This is a genomic window from Haloterrigena turkmenica DSM 5511 (assembly GCF_000025325.1).
Lineage (GTDB): Archaea > Halobacteriota > Halobacteria > Halobacteriales > Natrialbaceae > Haloterrigena > Haloterrigena turkmenica.
Window position 1 is genome coordinate 1,037,311 of sequence record NC_013743.1, and the last position, 15,979, is coordinate 1,053,289.

General features: G+C 64.6%; 13 protein-coding genes, 1 tRNA gene, 1 other RNA gene and 1 pseudogene. 6 read left to right on the plus strand and 10 right to left on the minus strand.

Translation table 11 applies throughout. The features are described from left to right. Window positions 1-12 precede the first annotated feature (12 nt). From HTUR_RS04975 to HTUR_RS04985, 3 genes are all read left to right on the plus strand, one after another. Window positions 13-2,262 (plus strand): VWA domain-containing protein, encoded by a 2,250-nt coding sequence (locus tag HTUR_RS04975; protein ID WP_012942211.1) that lies wholly within the window; start codon window positions 13-15, stop codon window positions 2,260-2,262. Window positions 2,263-2,480: 218 nt separating this feature from the next. Further along, on the plus strand, window positions 2,481-4,082 hold the full coding sequence (locus tag HTUR_RS04980) for a uracil-xanthine permease family protein (RefSeq protein ID WP_012942212.1): 1,602 nt from the start codon (window positions 2,481-2,483) through the stop codon (window positions 4,080-4,082). 76 nt (window positions 4,083-4,158) lie between these two features. After that, a complete protein-coding gene (locus tag HTUR_RS04985; protein ID WP_012942213.1) occupies window positions 4,159-4,986 on the plus strand; it encodes an alpha/beta fold hydrolase in 828 nt (275 codons plus the stop codon). Between the two features lie 174 nt (window positions 4,987-5,160). On the opposite strand, the gene ffs is transcribed toward HTUR_RS04985, so the two are convergent. The 4 genes and pseudogenes from ffs to HTUR_RS05000 form a co-directional block, all read right to left on the minus strand. After that, an RNA gene (gene ffs / locus HTUR_RS25435) (signal recognition particle sRNA) lies at window positions 5,161-5,473 on the minus strand. 100 nt (window positions 5,474-5,573) lie between these two features. Further along, complete coding sequence (locus tag HTUR_RS04990; RefSeq protein WP_148225320.1) at window positions 5,574-6,881, minus strand: outer membrane protein assembly factor BamB family protein; 1,308 nt, start codon at window positions 6,879-6,881, stop codon at window positions 5,574-5,576. A 391-nt stretch (window positions 6,882-7,272) separates the two neighbouring features. Further along, entirely contained in the window at window positions 7,273-7,452 is a 180-nt protein-coding gene (locus tag HTUR_RS26645) for a hypothetical protein (protein ID WP_012942215.1), read from the minus strand. Between the two features lie 199 nt (window positions 7,453-7,651). Next, window positions 7,652-8,020, minus strand: a pseudogene (locus HTUR_RS05000) (Hsp20/alpha crystallin family protein). Window positions 8,021-8,177: 157 nt separating this feature from the next. Here HTUR_RS05000 and HTUR_RS05005 point away from each other — a divergent pair. Together HTUR_RS05005 and HTUR_RS05010 are read left to right on the plus strand one after the other, a co-directional pair. Then, window positions 8,178-8,513 carry a DUF5798 family protein gene (locus tag HTUR_RS05005; RefSeq protein ID WP_012942216.1) on the plus strand — a complete coding sequence of 112 codons (336 nt, stop codon included), beginning with the start codon at window positions 8,178-8,180 and terminating at the stop codon, window positions 8,511-8,513. Window positions 8,514-8,625: 112 nt separating this feature from the next. Then, a complete protein-coding gene (locus HTUR_RS05010; RefSeq protein WP_012942217.1) occupies window positions 8,626-9,606 on the plus strand; it encodes a PLP-dependent cysteine synthase family protein in 981 nt (326 codons plus the stop codon). Between the two features lie 79 nt (window positions 9,607-9,685). On the opposite strand, the gene HTUR_RS05015 is transcribed toward HTUR_RS05010, so the two are convergent. From HTUR_RS05015 to HTUR_RS05030, 4 genes are all read right to left on the minus strand, one after another. Further along, a complete protein-coding gene (locus HTUR_RS05015) occupies window positions 9,686-10,096 on the minus strand; it encodes a CoA-binding protein (protein ID WP_012942218.1) in 411 nt (136 codons plus the stop codon). Window positions 10,097-10,290: 194 nt separating this feature from the next. Next, the gene (locus tag HTUR_RS05020; RefSeq protein WP_012942219.1) at window positions 10,291-10,923 is read right to left on the minus strand and encodes an RAD55 family ATPase; all 633 of its coding nucleotides are present in this window, start codon (window positions 10,921-10,923) and stop codon (window positions 10,291-10,293) included. 171 nt (window positions 10,924-11,094) lie between these two features. After that, entirely contained in the window at window positions 11,095-11,949 is an 855-nt protein-coding gene (locus tag HTUR_RS05025; RefSeq protein ID WP_012942220.1) for a geranylgeranylglycerol-phosphate geranylgeranyltransferase, read from the minus strand. A 184-nt stretch (window positions 11,950-12,133) separates the two neighbouring features. Beyond that, complete coding sequence (locus HTUR_RS05030; RefSeq protein WP_012942221.1) at window positions 12,134-12,316, minus strand: DUF7511 domain-containing protein; 183 nt, start codon at window positions 12,314-12,316, stop codon at window positions 12,134-12,136. A gap of 165 nt (window positions 12,317-12,481) precedes the next feature. Between HTUR_RS05030 and HTUR_RS05035 the strand changes: the two genes are divergently transcribed. After that, a tRNA-Arg gene (locus HTUR_RS05035) sits at window positions 12,482-12,556 on the plus strand. Between the two features lie 219 nt (window positions 12,557-12,775). Here HTUR_RS05035 and HTUR_RS05040 read toward each other — a convergent pair. Beyond that, complete coding sequence (locus HTUR_RS05040) at window positions 12,776-14,182, minus strand: FAD-dependent oxidoreductase (protein ID WP_012942222.1); 1,407 nt, start codon at window positions 14,180-14,182, stop codon at window positions 12,776-12,778. A 268-nt stretch (window positions 14,183-14,450) separates the two neighbouring features. Continuing rightward, window positions 14,451-15,317 carry a helix-turn-helix transcriptional regulator gene (locus HTUR_RS05045; RefSeq protein WP_012942223.1) on the minus strand — a complete coding sequence of 289 codons (867 nt, stop codon included), beginning with the start codon at window positions 15,315-15,317 and terminating at the stop codon, window positions 14,451-14,453. Between the last annotated feature and the right edge of the window lie 662 nt (window positions 15,318-15,979).

Consider the following 15,979-nt stretch of genomic DNA (forward strand, 5'->3'; position numbering starts at 1 on the left):
ATTAGCGCAACTATGGTTGCAGAGTCCGGAGACAAAAAGCTGTCGTCACTCCCCTTTCCGGCCATCGTCGGCCAGAACGAGTTGAAGCGGGTGCTGCTCGCCGTCGCCACCAACGACGGCCTCGACGGCGCCCTGATCGTCGGCGAGAAGGGGACCGCGAAGTCGACCGCGGTGCGAGGGCTCGTGGATCTCCTCCCCGAACAGCGGGCCGTGGCCGACTGTCCGTACGGCTGTGCGCCCGACGCGCCGAATCTGCAGTGCGACGACTGCCGCGAACGCGATCCGGAAGCGATGCCCGTCGAAACCCGGCCAGTTCCGCTCGTGACGCTTCCGCTGGGTGCGACTCGAGACCGCGTCGTCGGGACCCTCTCGGTCGAGGACGCGCTGGCCGGCGCGGCCGACTTCGATCCCGGACTGCTCGCCCGCGCTCATCGGGGCATCCTCTACGTCGACGAGGTCAACCTGCTGGACGACCACCTCGTGGACGTCATTCTCGACGCGGCCGCCAGCGGGGTCAATACGGTCGAGCGTGACGGAGTCAGCGTCTCTCACCCCGCCGAGTTCACCCTCGTCGGGACGATGAACCCCGAGGAGGGCGACCTCCGCCCCCAACTGCGGGACCGCTTCGCCCTGCAAGCCACCGTCGAGGGCTGTCGTGAGATCGACCAGCGCGTCGAGATCATCGATCGGGCGCTCGAGACGGACGCCAGTGGCGCTGGCGGATCTGACGGGCCGGAACCCTGGACCGAGTACGCCGACGAGACGGCGACCCTGCGCGAGGAACTCGCGGCGGCCCGCGACCGCCTTGCCGAAGTCACGCTCCCGGACGATTTCAAGGCGGAGATCGCCGACCTCTGTCTCGAGGCCGGCGTCGACGGCCACCGCGGCGACGTGGCGACCGCTCGGACGGCGATGACCATTGCCGCGCTCGAGGGCCGAACGACGGTCATCGAGTCCGACGTTCACGAGGCCGCCAGCTACACGCTTCCCCACCGCCTCCGGAGCACGCCGTTCGAAGACGAACCCGACGTCGAGGACCTGCTCGAGGACCGCTTCGACGAGGAGTCGACGGACGAGAGCGAAAGCGAGGACGATGCGGACGGCGACGAGTCCGCGGACGGAGGCGACGGAGACGAGTCCGAGACCGAGAGCGACGACGGTGAGACGGGAACCGAACCCGGCGGCGAGCGCAGCGACGGTGACGGTGACGACGGCGAATCCGACGGGAACGACGGCGACGCCGATTCCGAGACCGACGACTCGAGTCCCGAGCGTCGACCCGACGAGGGCGACGACCCGACCGGCGGTGAGCCGTCGCCCGCCGAAGCCGGCAACGGGAGCGACGAGACCGGCGACTCGAGCGAATCCGATTCGAACGACGGTGACGGGAGCGACGGAGACGGCGAAAGCGGCGACGAGGGAGACGAGAACGCCCAGCCGCTCGTCCCCGGCCAGCAGCGCGCCGACGTCGCCGCGGTGGGCGAGGCCACGTCGCCGGACCTCGAGACGCCCGACGCCGAGAGCGCGGACGCGGCGACGGCGAGCGGTTCGCGAGCGAGCACGGCCCCAAGCACGGACAACCGCGGTGCTCGAGTTCGGACCGAACCCGCGTCGGGGGACGGCCCTATCGACGCGGCGGCGTCGGTTCGCTCCGCCGCGACCCGCGGCGACTCCCGGGTACAGAAGCGGGACTTGCGTCAGTCGGTCCGCACCGGCGACACGTCGGCGACGATCGTCTTCGCGGTCGACGCCAGCGCCTCGATGCGCCCCGCGATGCGCACCGCGAAGGGCGTCGTCCTTGATCTGCTGCGGGACAGCTACGAGCACCGCGATCGGGTCGCGTTCGTCGCCTTCGCCGGCGAAGACGCCGACGTCCTCCTGCCGCCGACCGACAGCGTCTCGCTGGCCGCGCGCCACCTCAAGGAACTCCCCTCGGGCGATCGGACGCCCCTTCCCGCGGGCCTCGAGACCTCGCGGCGAGTCCTCGAGCGCGCGGAGACGGACGCCTCGGTCGTCGTCTGCGTGACCGACGGCCGGGCGAACGTCGCCGACGGCAGTCCGACCGAGGCGACGCGACGGGCGGCCCGAGGGCTCGCGGCCGAGGACGCGACCGTGATCGTCGTCGACGCCGGCGACGACTCTCGGGCCGGCCTCTCGGAGCTGGTCGCCGCCGAAACGGGGGGCGAAGTGGTCGCCCTCGAGGCGCTGTCGTCCGAGACGGTCCGAGCGGCGGCGGACCACGCCGCATCGGGGGGACAGTAAGTCACCGTCTCCGAACGGGAGTCGCTCGAGAGCGGGCTAACGTACACCGCTGATGACTGTAGATGCCCCGAAACGCCGTTACTGAACGCTCTCGAGCGCTCGGTCGAACGGATCACCGGGACGCTGCAGACGACTCGAGTCGCTTCCGCGTCGCCACGACCGAATCGGCGACGGAGGATCAACATCGATATGAGCCCCCTCGCTCGTTATCCGACGAGATGACCGAACAGGGGGATCACGTAGCTGACGGGAGCGATGGGGCCGACGGAGCCGACGTCGCCGTCAGCGACGATATCGAGTACGGTATCGACGACAAACCGCCGCTGGGCGAATCGTTCGTTCTGGGGATCCAACACTACCTGACGATGGTCGGGGCGAACATCGCGGTGCCGCTGATTCTGGCGGGTGCGATGGAGATGCCAGCCGACGTAACGGCGCGGTTCATCGGCACCTTCTTCGTCGTCTCGGGGATCGCGACGCTGGCCCAGACGACCCTCGGGAACCGCTACCCGATCGTGCAGGGGGCACCGTTCTCGATGCTCGCGCCGGCGCTGGCGATCGTCTTCGTCGTCACGAACGGTGGCGTCGGTGGGGGTGGCTGGGAGGCCGCCCTGCTCCAGTTACAGGGCGCGATCATCGTCGCCGCGACGGTGCAGGTCGCGATGGGCTATCTGGGACTCGTGGGGAAGCTCCGCCGGTTCCTCTCGCCGGTGGTCATCGCGCCGACCATCGCACTGATCGGCCTCGCGCTGTTCGACGCGCCCCAGATCACTAGTGCTGAGCAGAGCTGGCCGCTGCTGGGGCTGACGCTCGGCCTGATCTTGCTGTTCTCGCAGTATCTCGACGTCAAAGCTCGAGCGTTTCGTCTCTACCCGGTCATTCTGGCACTGATCATCGCGTGGGTTGTCGCCGCGGCACTCTCCGCGGGCGGCGTCATCACCGACGCCCATCCCGGCTACGTCGCACTCGGCGACGTCACTGACACGCAGCCACTTCTGCCGATCTACCCGTTCCAGTGGGGGACGCCCCAGATCACGACCGCGTTCGTTATCGGGATGTTCGCGGGCGTACTGGCGTCGATCGTCGAGAGCATCGGTGACTACTACGCCGTCGCTAATCTGACCGGCTCCGCCGCACCGAGCGAGAAGCGAATCAATCACGGCATCGGGATGGAGGGGCTGATGAACGTCTTCTCCGGAATTATGGGCACTGCAGGCTCGACGTCCTACTCCGAGAACATCGGTGCGATCGGACTGACCGGCGTCGCCTCGCGGTACGTCGTCCAGCTCGGCGCCGTCGTCATGCTGCTCTTCGGCTTCATCGGCTACTTCGGGCAACTGGTCGCGACCATTCCGGATCCGATCGTCGGCGGCCTCTTTATCGCCATGTTCGCCCAGATCGTCGCCGTCGGTGTCTCGAACCTCCGCCACGTCGACCTAGACTCCTCGAGGAACACCTTCGTCATCGGCTTCGCGCTGTTCGTCGGGCTGGCGATTCCGGCCTACATGGGGAACTTCGAGAGCACGATCGCGTTCCGCGAGGCGATCGCTCTCGAGAGCGCGCTCGCGGGCCAGCCGGGGTGGCTCGAGGCCGCGGCGCAGGCCGTCGTCGACACGATATTTATCATCGGCTCGACCGGGATGGCCGTCGGCGGCCTCGCGGCGCTGGTGCTCGACAACACGATCCCTGGCAGCCGCGAGGAGCGCGGCCTGGCCCACTGGGATCGGATCACCGAGGACGAGTCCGAGTTCGAGAGCTTCTGGGACCGCTGGCTCGGGGCCGACGACAACGCCGCGTTCGACGCGGAGCGGCAGGACTGAGCGGCTGTCACTTGCTTTCTCATGGGTCACAGTGCAACCCGTCGACCTATCTGTGCGGGAGCCTACAGTATTCTCGATGGCAGAACTCTCCCTCGAGGACGGCACGCTCTGGTACGAGACGCGCGGCGACGGACAGCCGCTGGTGTTCATCCACGGCGGCTGGATGAACGGGCAGTCCTGGCAGCCCCAGGTTGACCGCTTCGACGACGACTACGAGGTCGTTACCTTCGACGTCCGCGGCCACGGCCAGACGGGGGCGACCGAGGCGGACCAGTATTCGGTCGAACTCTTCACCGACGACCTCGAGGCCTTACTCTCGCATCTCGACCTCGAGGCGCCGATCCTCTGTGGCCTCTCGCTCGGGTCGATGGTCGTCCAGGAGTTCATGGACCGCCACCCCGACCGCGCGGCGGGAGCGATCCTCGGCGGCGCGGTGCGCTCGATGCCGCCGCTGAACATGCCCGCGGAGCTGAAGCCCTTCATGTCGCCGCTGCCCGCGCTCACGACGTCGCTGTCGCTGACGGGGTCGAAGACGACGTTCCGGTCGATGCTGGGATCCATTCGAGCGACCACTGGTGAGCGCTGGCTCTCCGTGAACCCGGAGATTCAGTCGCAAGCGATCGACGCCGTCGACGAGATCGGTCGCGACGAGTTCCGCAAGGTGTTCGACGCGCTCTACCGCTACGAGCCGTCGAACCTCTCGCACGTCGAGACGCCGACACTGGTCGTCCACGGCGAGCAGGAGGCGCCGCTGGTCAAACGACAGGGCCGACAACTCGTCTCGGAGGTCGGCGGCGCCGAACGGCTGGAACTGTCCGACTCGGGCCACCTCGTCAACCTCGATCGCCCGAACGCGTTCAACAGCGCGAGCGAGACGTTCCTCGAGACGGCCAGCGCCGCGTAATCGGCGCAATAGTACGGAACCGATCGCAATCGAGCGGTGTGCGTATGCGCCGCCCATTCTCTCGGAATCGCGGCTCACGTTACGGGTTTGACTTCGTGTTTACGTGTCTGAAAAACGCCGCTTGAGCCGTGATGGGCGGCGCTATCGCTGGTGAAAGGTACTGTATGGAATATGAGTGTGGAAGCCGCGATTGCCCGGCGTTCCGGCCGGGGGAATCCCGGTTGCCTCCTCCACCCCGCGACCCGTCGAGCGACAGGTGTCCGGCGGTCCACTGCTCGCTTCCGCGCCTGATGGGCTGTCGCCGACTAACCGCGATGGGGCGTCCCTGCGGACGGCCATCGCGGACCGCTGTCCCCGACGGACGAGGCTTCTGCGTTGGCTCCCGGGGCCCCGGCCGGTCTGACCGGACGCCCGCGGTGTTTGGTCCCCGCTAAAGGCCATATCGCGGGTAACGAGCAGGGCCTAACTGCCCGACCTATCCATCTCTTCATAGGGGAAGGGAACTTAAGGACCTTTCGTCTCTCCGATCGCCCGACGGCACCGGGATCGGTTGCGATAATCAGTTCGATGCGTGACTCGACGCCCGATCAGTCCGATGTCGCGTCCGCTCCGCGGAGCGCGTGCAGTCCCCCGCTCGGGAAGAAGACCGTTCCGCCGACGACGGGTGCGAGCTTCTCGCCGCTGGAACTCGTGGCATCGGTCCGGTAGCGCCACAGCGGGCTGCCGTCGGTTCTGTCGTAGGCCTCGACCGCGTTCAGCCCGCTCGTGTAGACGGCGCCGTCGGCGACGACCGGCGAGCGGTCGCCGCCCGTTTCAGTCGTCCAGTGCGCCGAGCCGGTCTCGGCGTCCAGCGCCGTCAGCTGAAACGCGTTCGTGACGTACAGCGATCCGTCGGCGACCGCCGGCGACGTCACGAACTCCATCCCGGACCCCCGACCACCGTACTCGACCGGCTGGCGCCACCGCTTCGTTCCGTCGCGATCGAGCGCCGCGACGGTACCGTCGCCGAGCGGAACGTAGCAGGCGTCGTCGGTGACGGTCGGCGGTCCGGTGACCGCGTTCCCGAAGTCCTTCGACCACAGCTGTTCGCCGTCCGCAGCCGATAGCGCGGTGAGTTCTACGCCGCCCTGATAGACGGTCTCGTCGACGACTGCCGGCGGTGTCGGCCAGAACACCGCGCCATCAGCGAGGGGGACGGTCCAGCGCTCGCGGCCCGTCTCGAGATCGATCGCAACCAGCGTCGGCGGATCGGCGTACGTGGTGTTGATCGCGTAGACCGTCCCGTCGGCGACCGTGACCGAGTCGGAAAAGTCCCGCTCGAGTCGCCAGCGTTCGGTTCCCGCGTCGGCCTCGAGCGCGACGACCGATCCGCCGAGACCGAGGACGACCGCTCCCTCGGCGACGACGGTCGATCCGAACGTGGTACCGCGGGGATAGGGCCACTCCCACTCGACCTCGCCGGTCGCGCCGTCTACCGCGTAGACGACCGTCTCCGCACCGTCGTCGCCGACGGAGTGAGTCTCGGGGACGTAGACCGTTCCGTCGACCACCGCCGGCGTTCCGATCTCGTAGTACTCGTCGTCGTCACCCTTGCGGAACGTCCAGACGGCGTCGACGTCGGCGGTCGGTCCATCGTCGCCGGCGTTTCCGACGTGGCCCGGCCCGTACTGATGCATCCGGTACGGATCGGCTGCGGCCAGCGTCTCCCGCAGTTCGGCCGCCTCGGTCGAGTCCCCGTCGGGTTCGGAGTCGCCGTCCCTGCCGTTCCCGTTCTCGTTTTCGTCATCGTCCTCCTCGAGCGCGCCGAGACAGCCAGCCAGTCCGGTCGTCAGCGCTATCCCCGCGGCCGAGAGCAGGTCGCGGCGCCCGCGATCGCCGCACCTTATTCTCCTCATGAAATTCATGTTTCCGTATGTATATCGAGAGAATATATATGCGATGGTTCCGTTAGCAACGGCGGTCGGCTCTAAACCATCCCCGAGCGTCCGACAGCCTCCCTCGAGGGTGTCGCGGTCGGCAGCGCCGGCCAGTTAGCACCTCGAGACGACTAGCGGTCGATCCCGGCCTCGAGGCGCGACCGCGGGGACTGATCACGTCGGATCGATGAACGGCGTGTACATCCGGTGGGCGTTCGGACAGCCGCCGAGCGACCGTTCCGGCGTCGACGTCCGGGGCGTAGATCCGGCGGACGCCGTCATCAGTGCCGAGCGCGTCGCCGGTGTCGTCCCAGTCGTCGAGCCACGCGGACTCGAGGAAAAGGAGGTGGAAGCCGGATACCGAGGGCCGTTACTCGGCTTCCGTTTCGCTCTCGCCGCCCTCGAGGACGCCGCCGAACTCGCTGGCGCTGGGTCCGCCCTCGAACTCGGCGGTCGATTCGGGCGAGACCTCCTCGAGCGCGTCGCGATCGATCGCGGCGAGACCGCTGCCTGCGTCCTTCCGTTTGAGCGGTCGTACGTGGAGTCGCATGGTCCTGCGTTCGAACTCGAACGTCGGGACGGCGCCGACGCGTGCGGAAAACGACGGTCGCGATCAGCGAACGACTCGGCCGACGCGATCTAAGACGGACACGCGTCGGCAGCGATCGGTTCGCCGGTCGATGCCGGGTGTCGGTTCACCGACGGGGATGGAATTCGAGCACGGGTGGTGTCCGCAGGCGGGACCGCGCTCACCCTTCGAGGGGGATCTCCTTCCCGCGGGTGACGGCGTCGGCCACCGGCAGTTCGACCTCGAGGACGCCGTTGGTGTACTCGGCGGTGATGGCGTCCTAGTCGATGGTCTTGGGGAAGCGGAACCGCCGGTGGTAGGTCTTCTTGCGGCCGCGCTCGTCGTCGACGTGCTCGGCAGCGACGTTGAGCACGCCGTCGTCCCACGAGAGCCCGATCTCGTCGGTCTCGAAGCCCGGCATGTCGATCGTCAGGACGAACTCGTCGTCCTCCTCGTACAGTTCGTAGTCGCTGTTCCCCTGGTCACCGAACAGCTGTGACGGCATGTCGAGGCTCTGCGTCCAGGTGCTTGGCGTCGGTCGGAGCACCATGGCTGTTCACCTCGTGTTCACCAGTAGATTGTTCGCGGTTCGTAAAAAATGTGTCGATTCGTGTTGTGTGCTATCATGGATGGGGCCGGCGACCGATACCTTCGAACGCGTGCGGCGGAGGAAAAGGCCCATTAGCTTCCCGACACCTCGATTAGCTATGGGACTTGGCAGCACTGCAAAGAAGATTCAGAGCCTCTCGGATCGCGCCGAGGCGATGTACAAGCAGGTACAGCAGCTCCAGAAACGAATCATCTCGCTGGAAGAGGAGATGGACGACACCCACGACACGGTCAACCGAATGGACCACCAGTTGACTGAACAACGCGCGCTCCTGCTGGCCATCGCCGAAGAACACGATATCGACGGCGAACAGATCCTCGCCGACGCGGCCATCGACGAGGCCGAACTCGAGGCCGAGGAGAGTGACGCCGCTACGGACGAGACTACGGACGAATCGGCGGACACCGACGCGAGCGACGCGACGGCCGAATAGGCCCCTCGAGATCGATTTCTGGATCCGGGCGAATCCAGCCCCGAGCGATCGACCGACCGAAGGAGGACTTTCGGGGAAAGCCCTACAGCGACGGCTCCCGTTTTTCGAGTCGATGACGAGCCACGAGCAGCCGGTCGACTCGGTTCTCGAGACGATCGGTCGGACGCCCCTGGTCGCCCTGCAGGACGGACCCGCGAACGTCGACCTGTACGCGAAACTCGAGACGTTCAATCCCGGGGCCAGCGTCAAGGATCGCATCGGCCGGTACATGCTCGAGGCGATGCTCGAGCGCGGAGACGTCTCTGAGGGCGGGACGATCATCGAACCGACCGCGGGAAACACGGGAATCGGGTTCGCGATCGCCGCCGAACAGCTGGGTCTCGAGGCGATTTTCGTCGTCCCGGAACGGTTCAGCGTCGAGAAACAGCAGTTGATGGCCGCGCTGGGCGCCGAGATCATCAACACGCCCACGGACGCCGGGATGGGCGGGGCGATCGAGCGCGCCCACGAACTGGCCGCGGAGCTCGACGACGCCGTCGTCCCCCAGCAGTTCTCGAACCCGCTCAACGTCGAAGCCCACTACGAGACCACCGGCCCCGAGATCTACGAGGCGCTGGACGGCGAGGTGGGGGCCGTCGTCGCCGGTTGTGGCACCGCAGGGACACTGATGGGCATCGCGGAGTACGCCCTCGAGCAGGACGAGTCGACGTACGTCGCTGCGGTCGAACCCGAGGGCTCGATCTACGGCGAGGCGCTGGGTGACGACCGCGAGGAGGACGAGTACAAGATCGAGGGGATCGGCACCCACGATCTGGCGACCAACGAACTGTTCGATCCCGACCTCGTCGACGCCGTCTACGCGATCCCGGACCGGGACGCCCACGACGAGCTCCGGCGGCTGGCCCGCGAGGAGGGCCACCTCGTCGCCTCGAGTGCGGGCGCGGCGAGTGTCGCCGCGAGGCGGGTAGCACGGGAGATTTCGACGGGCGAGATCGACGCGCCCCACGAGACCGTCGTGACGGTGTTTCCGGACTCGAGCGAGCGCTACCTCTCGAAGGGCATTTATCGGTCCTTCGAGGAATGGGAGGGCTGATGTCGGACGCGCCCGAGGAGTTGGGCGTCTTGAGCGGCGGATATCGGCGCTCCGACCGTGACCCCGCTCGAACCTCGCCTCAGGCGGCCAACCGCCGGTGTTCGACCTTCATACACCGATCCTGAACGACCCGCCGGCCGTCGTCTTCGGCACGGGACGCGGCCTCGTCGTCGCGGATCCCCTGCTGGGTCCAAATGACTTCCACATCCTCGCGCTCGAGGGCCGCGTCGACGATCCCGCTCACCTCTTCGCTCGGCCGGAAGATACAGACGACATCGATCGCTTCCTCCACGTCGTCGAGCGAGTCGTAGACCTCTCGGTCAAAGATCTCGTCGGCGTACGGGTTGACCGGAAGTACGTCGTAGCCGCGCTCGAGCAGGTACTCGGGCACGTCGTGGGCCGCCTTCCCCGGCGTGCTCGAACAGCCCACGACCGCGATCGTCTCGTACTCGAGGATCTCTTCGATCTCCTCCGCGGTATCGACTGGCATGGTACGTCGGACTACGCGCTCGGCGCTGAAACGTTTCGGGGTCTCTCGTATCGGCTCTGTGTAGAACTCGAGTCGCGAACGGGGCGCTCTGAGAGCGGTTTCGGTCGCAGCGTCGTTCCGTACACACTACTCGCAATCGAACGCTACTCAAAAAACGGAGCCAGCGATCACGACGGTCGGTGTGGCCGATCAGGTCAACTCGAGAGGCCGGCGGTCCGAATCTCGGGCTCCTCGCCGTCGGCCGGCTCCTCGAGTTCGATGACGGCGTCGAACAGCTGTTTGAGCGTGTTCATAGTCTGGTCGTCGTGGGCCGTCGAGTCGATGACGTACAGCCCCATGGCGTCGGCGCTCTGGATGCGGCCCGTGAAGACGTGGAGAAACCGAAACACGGTCTGGAGGTCGGAATACATCAGCAGCGTCGACACCGAGTGTAACAGCACGCGGTTCTCGGTCAGTCCCTGTCCCTCGTAGAACTCCTGGAGGAACTCCGAGAGCTTGATCCCGATGCCGGTCATGTCGACCGGCGAGGAGGCGTACTTGATCCGCGGATTGTCGTCGACGGTGCCGATCCCGCGCTGTTTCGTGACGCAGTCGACGACGCCGACGTTCGAATCGATGCCCGCATCGAGCGAGTCGGTGAACGTCTCGAGGACCTTGTCGGCGCTGTCTTTGGTCGTCACGACGATCGAACCGTTACCACGGTTGGCGCCGCTGGCGAGGATGTCGAAGGCGATCTCGCGCTTTCCCGTCAGTGGCGGGCCCGCAATGAGCAGGTTCGTCCCGGGTTCGATATCGGCGTCCGGGAGGACTTCTGCGAGGTCATACATGCCAAATGCTCACATCCATACAGCCGTAGTGGAATCCGCTGGCTACTCCGGCGTGTGATATGAGAATGCGGTATCCAGCTTATATTACTTTTGATTGTACGGCCACAACTATTGGCTATTTCCCCCCCGGTTGTATGCTGAGGGCTGCCGGAGTTGATGTCCCAAACGGTCTCAGAACACGGCGGGCATCGCCGCCGCCCGCCCCACGATAAACGCCAGCGCGGCGAGAAACATGCCGTACTTGAGATGTCCCTGTCCCGCTGTCGGATCCGAGAAGCTCTCGTAGGCCGCATAACACATGATGGCGACGGCCGGACCCACCACGACCAGGTACGCGACCCCGAAGTCCTCGAGGAGGAAGTACGGAAGCGGGCTCGCCGCGGCGCCGATCGCGAGCAGTCCCGCGGCGACGTACAGCGCGCGGCGCTCGCCGATCGCGATCGGGAGCGTATTGAGCCCTTCCTCGCGGTCGCCCTCGACGTCCTCGACGTCCTTGATGATCTCTCGAGTCAGCGTCGTGATCGCCGAGAGCAAGAAGAGGACGGCCGCGGGCGCCATGTCGCCCACCGCGGCGGCTCCGAAGAGGAACGTACTCCCGACGAGATAGGCGACCAGCGCGTTCCCGAGTCCCGGCAGCCCCTTGAAGACCTCCGTATAGGCCACCAGCGCGACGAGATTGATGGCCGCGATAGCCAGCGCCGCGAGAGGGAGCATCACCGCGAGCACGACGGCCGCGCCGAAGCAGACGAGACTGAACGCGAGCGCACCGCGCGGGCTCACCGCGCCGCGGGGAATCGGCCTGTCGGGCTGGTTGATCCGGTCGATCTCTCGATCGAAGTAGTCGTTGATCGCGTTGCCGGCGCCGACCGCGAGCGCCGTGGCGGCGACCGCCGTCGCGACCCGGAGCGGCTGGTCGACGACCCCGCCCGCGACGAACGCGCCGATAAAGGGCAAGACGCTCGCCGCGATCACGTTCACCGGCCGCGTCAACTCGAGGAGACCGCGGCCCGTCTCGCCTGCTGTCATAGGATGGACTGTTCAATACTGGTGGATAAACGGTGCGATCCGCCGCGGCGGGACGGCGGGGTAGAGAGAAGCGGCTCCGAGCCCCCCGCTGTGGTTTGTAACTACGTTAATCGCCGGCGAGAGCGCGGGTCGGTAGCGGTACGAGACTCGGTACGGTGCGGTCTCGAGGAGCTGGCGCGGAGCGTCACTGCCAGTTCTCGAGATCGCACAGCGTGTCGACGTCGACCGAGAGCCACTTGGTCACGCGCTCGTCACCGGTGGCGTCGGCGGGGACGGCCGTCCAGACGTCCTCGTCGTCGGTGAGCAACTCGAGCGGCGTCGCTGCGGCCTGCTCGTCGTCGGGGATGGGGGTCTCGTTTACCGTCATAGCACATCCGATGGTTGGCTGCCCACGGCAAAGACCCCCTGAGCCAATTTTCACCGACTGAGAAGTGCGGGTGAGGGTGGTCGACTCGAGGCGGGTGTGGTGATGGCTGTCGAAAGCGCCGCAAATCGAGTGACTTATACGGGACCGCCGGAAATTCAGTGGTGAGGGCGCTTAGCTCAGTCTGGACAGAGTACTTGGCTTCGGACCAAGCTGTCGCGGGTTCAAATCCTGCAGCGCCCATATTTTTGCGGGGTGTAATCGCCCGAAAGCGGAGGAACGGTTGCTGAATCGAATGCTGCGCCGTTGCTTTCGTTCGATGGTCGAACGACGAGTGATTTCCACCGGGGTTCGCGTACAGCCAAACCGGTGGCAATAGAGAAAATCAATCGCCGATTGACACAACACCCTTATGATTTGCCAGGACGCGGGTGCTGGATGCAGAAGCTTCGGGTAGCATTGCTACGACGTTTTCCGGGATTCCGCTTTCGATGAAACATGACTTGTGTGCTCTCCTCGGAGAATCTCTGGTTTGAGAACCCGCCATGCGACGCTCGGACGAAGCAGCCTCGTGGGAGGGTGTTCCATGGAGGCTACGCGGGCGAGAGCGTCACGCAGTTCACCATCGGAGTGCGCTTTGCGGGTAAGCCGAGAGAGGTACCACGCGAACATCCCGGTACCCGGTGGCGTCGGCCCCGTAGTTTCGGAAAACTGGACGTCAGCGCCGATAGCCATCGTCCAAGCAGTGTCGATGATCGTCTGGACACGGTCGAAGAATGCGAGAGCGAGATTTGGGCCGCGAACAGACGCAAGCACGTGGTGAAGCACAAGCGCCTCCAACGCCGCGACGGACATTCCCTGCCCATAAATCGGGTTGAAGCTGGCGAGGGCATCACCGAGGACGATGAGACCGTCCGGGAACCTATCGAGGTTCTCGTAGTGAACCCGCCGGTTTGACGGAAACGGATAGGATTCGATGTCCTGCCAGACTTGTGGGTAGGTTTCTACGAGTCGATGTATCTGCGGTATCGGCAGGCTCGCGGCGAAGTCGGTGAACCCCTCCGGGTCGGTTGGGGGATGGTCTCCGTTCATTCCGTGCAGGTTTACCAGCCAACGGTTATCCTCCACGGGAAACACGGCACCACCCCGCGTTCGCGGGGGCGATGCCGCAGCGAAGAACGTTCGTCGATCGTCCGGGGGACGACGAATGGCCGTCGTGCAATACCCGAGGTCGATCTGAACCTCGTCGATATCGGGCGCATCGAAGCCGTGGTCGTCCAGCCACGTCGGAGTCCGACTCGTCCGACCGGTGGCGTCCACAACGAGATCGGCAGCGATGTGCTTCTGGTCGGAGCCTTCTCGGACGGCAATCCCCTCGATCGTCATCGTCTCGGAATCGAAGAGGTAATCTCTGAACTGGCACCCCGTTCTGAGCTCGATGTTTTCGAAACTGGTCACCCGACGTCTAATGACGTGTTCGAACAGCGGCCGCGTGGCGAAGTACATCGGAAACCGTTTCGTCCCGTCAGCGAGGAACCCCCCTTCGTCGTAGAACTTGAAGTCGCTCGCACCGTCGATCAGCAGGCCTCCGGCGGAGATGATGTCTTCTCCGAACCCCGGAAATAAGTCTTCCAATGTAGCCCGGCCCGCTTCCTGAAGCGCATGGATCTGTGGCCCCTGAGGGACGCCGCGTCGGAAGCTCGAATCGTCGGAGAGCGAATCCTTTTCGATGATCGTGACGGTGTCGTAGCCATCAGCTAGCACGCGGGCAGCGCACAACCCGGCGAGACTCCCACCGATAACGGCAGCGTGTTCACCCACCTGCTGGACGCGGCCGGATTGGTAGCGTCGAACCGTTGAGAGTGTCATCGCTGGCTGCCCTCCAAGGATTGGGGATTGGTCCCCTCGAATCCGGTTCGGAGCCTCGTGATTCGAGACGCCGTGACTGGGGTTCGTCCCATGTCGTTCCTGTTCGCGTTCAAGTGGCGCACATCTCCAGGGATCACCGAATCGTTTTTCGACTCCATACTGACTCATGGTGGCGCGAGTGCTATCCCATTACTCGGTAAGGAAATCCCCACGGTGTGAGTAGACCGAGAGAGAACACGACCGTCTGGACGCAATCGAACAGCCGCAGTCACTCACCGCTGGAATCGGCTCCTGGCGCTGTCGGGTCTGCTTCGAACGCACTGGCGTCAATCGGGGAAGCGGCATTCATCCACTCGTCGATCAGATCGTGGGCCCATGAACGGACCGTATCGTTTTCGCTGACGATCGGCACACCGTACGACTCGTCGATCGGTTCGGGACCGCTTTTTTTAATCAGCACCGTCTCGTCGAAGATCCACAGGTTGCACGGGATGGGGCCCTCGTGTTGGCGGAGCTCGCTCCCAGCTTCAACGAGCGCTCTCCACCGTTTGGCGCGCTTCGGAGTAGAACCGAGAAATTCGACGAGTTCATCGGTAATGACCCCATTCATGGTCATCTGTCTAGCGGTGACCCGCTCGTGCAACGTCGCCCCAAGCGGTTCAGGTGGTGCCAAATGAGCAAGTACCCTGAACTCGGACGTGTTCCCCAAGAGATCGTTAATAAACCCAATAGCCTCGACAGGGTCTTCGGATTCCGGTCGCCGGACGACCGCGTCGTTGAAGTGCTCAAGACCGATGGAAAGTTCGTCGATCGGGAGCCACGTAAGCACGTCGTCGAGACGGTGGAGTGTTTCGACCGATTCGATGAAGGGCTTGAACCGTCGCATGAGATGCTGACCGTGGGCTGTGGCCGCATAATTACCTTCAGTCGTGCGTTTTGCCCACCCTCTCTCTTCCAACTCGTTGATGATCCGATCAAGCGTCGCCCGCGAGACATCCGTTTGATTTGCCAACGTTCCCCGAGAGTACTGGCCCTCGGTGAGCTCCGTGAGTATCACGACTCGATTGGCGGACCGGGAGAGATACGCGATGTCCTCCAGCGCTCTGGTCGGGAGTTCGCTGTCTCTTTCGGGCATGACCAGTAATTCGTGTGTCTTGGTAACAAGGGTTGGGGTATTTGAACCGGGAAGACTGTGGATCTAGTCCTGATCAGAATTTCGTATTGACTGTGGGCCCTGTATGCAGCAGCGTCTGGAAACCCTCTCAGTGCTATTGACGACGCCACGTACACGTCACTCCTGATATGGACGTTGGCGTCACGAGAGGAGTCTACTCGGGAGCAATAGCCGGTTGATTATCTCCAATGTCTCCGAGTCAGGGAACACGAATCACAGTCACCGATGGCCCCCGACACGGCTCGTAACGAATTTTCCCCGAGTTCAGTATTTCCATACTGAGTAGGTAATAACGGCTCTAAAACACCAAAATGGGTGACTTCAGCACGGCCACCGATGTATTCTCGTATCATTCAGATCCACTGCTGTCTGGTGATTCTTCCAGCAGGAGCAACCATCGTTGAGTCTATTAGTAGATACTGAATGTAGAACGCCCGTATCTTAGGTTTTTCACCTCTGAGAACCTATTTTGAACCCCTCGAAATTAGACGCTTCACAGCTCAAAGGACGATTCGTTCGACAGTTGAAGCAGAGCCTGCAGCGCCCATACATTTGAGGTACAATAATCGCCCGACAGCGCGGCGATTATCGGTCGAACGGGCCGATTCGTTGCTTTCGTTCGA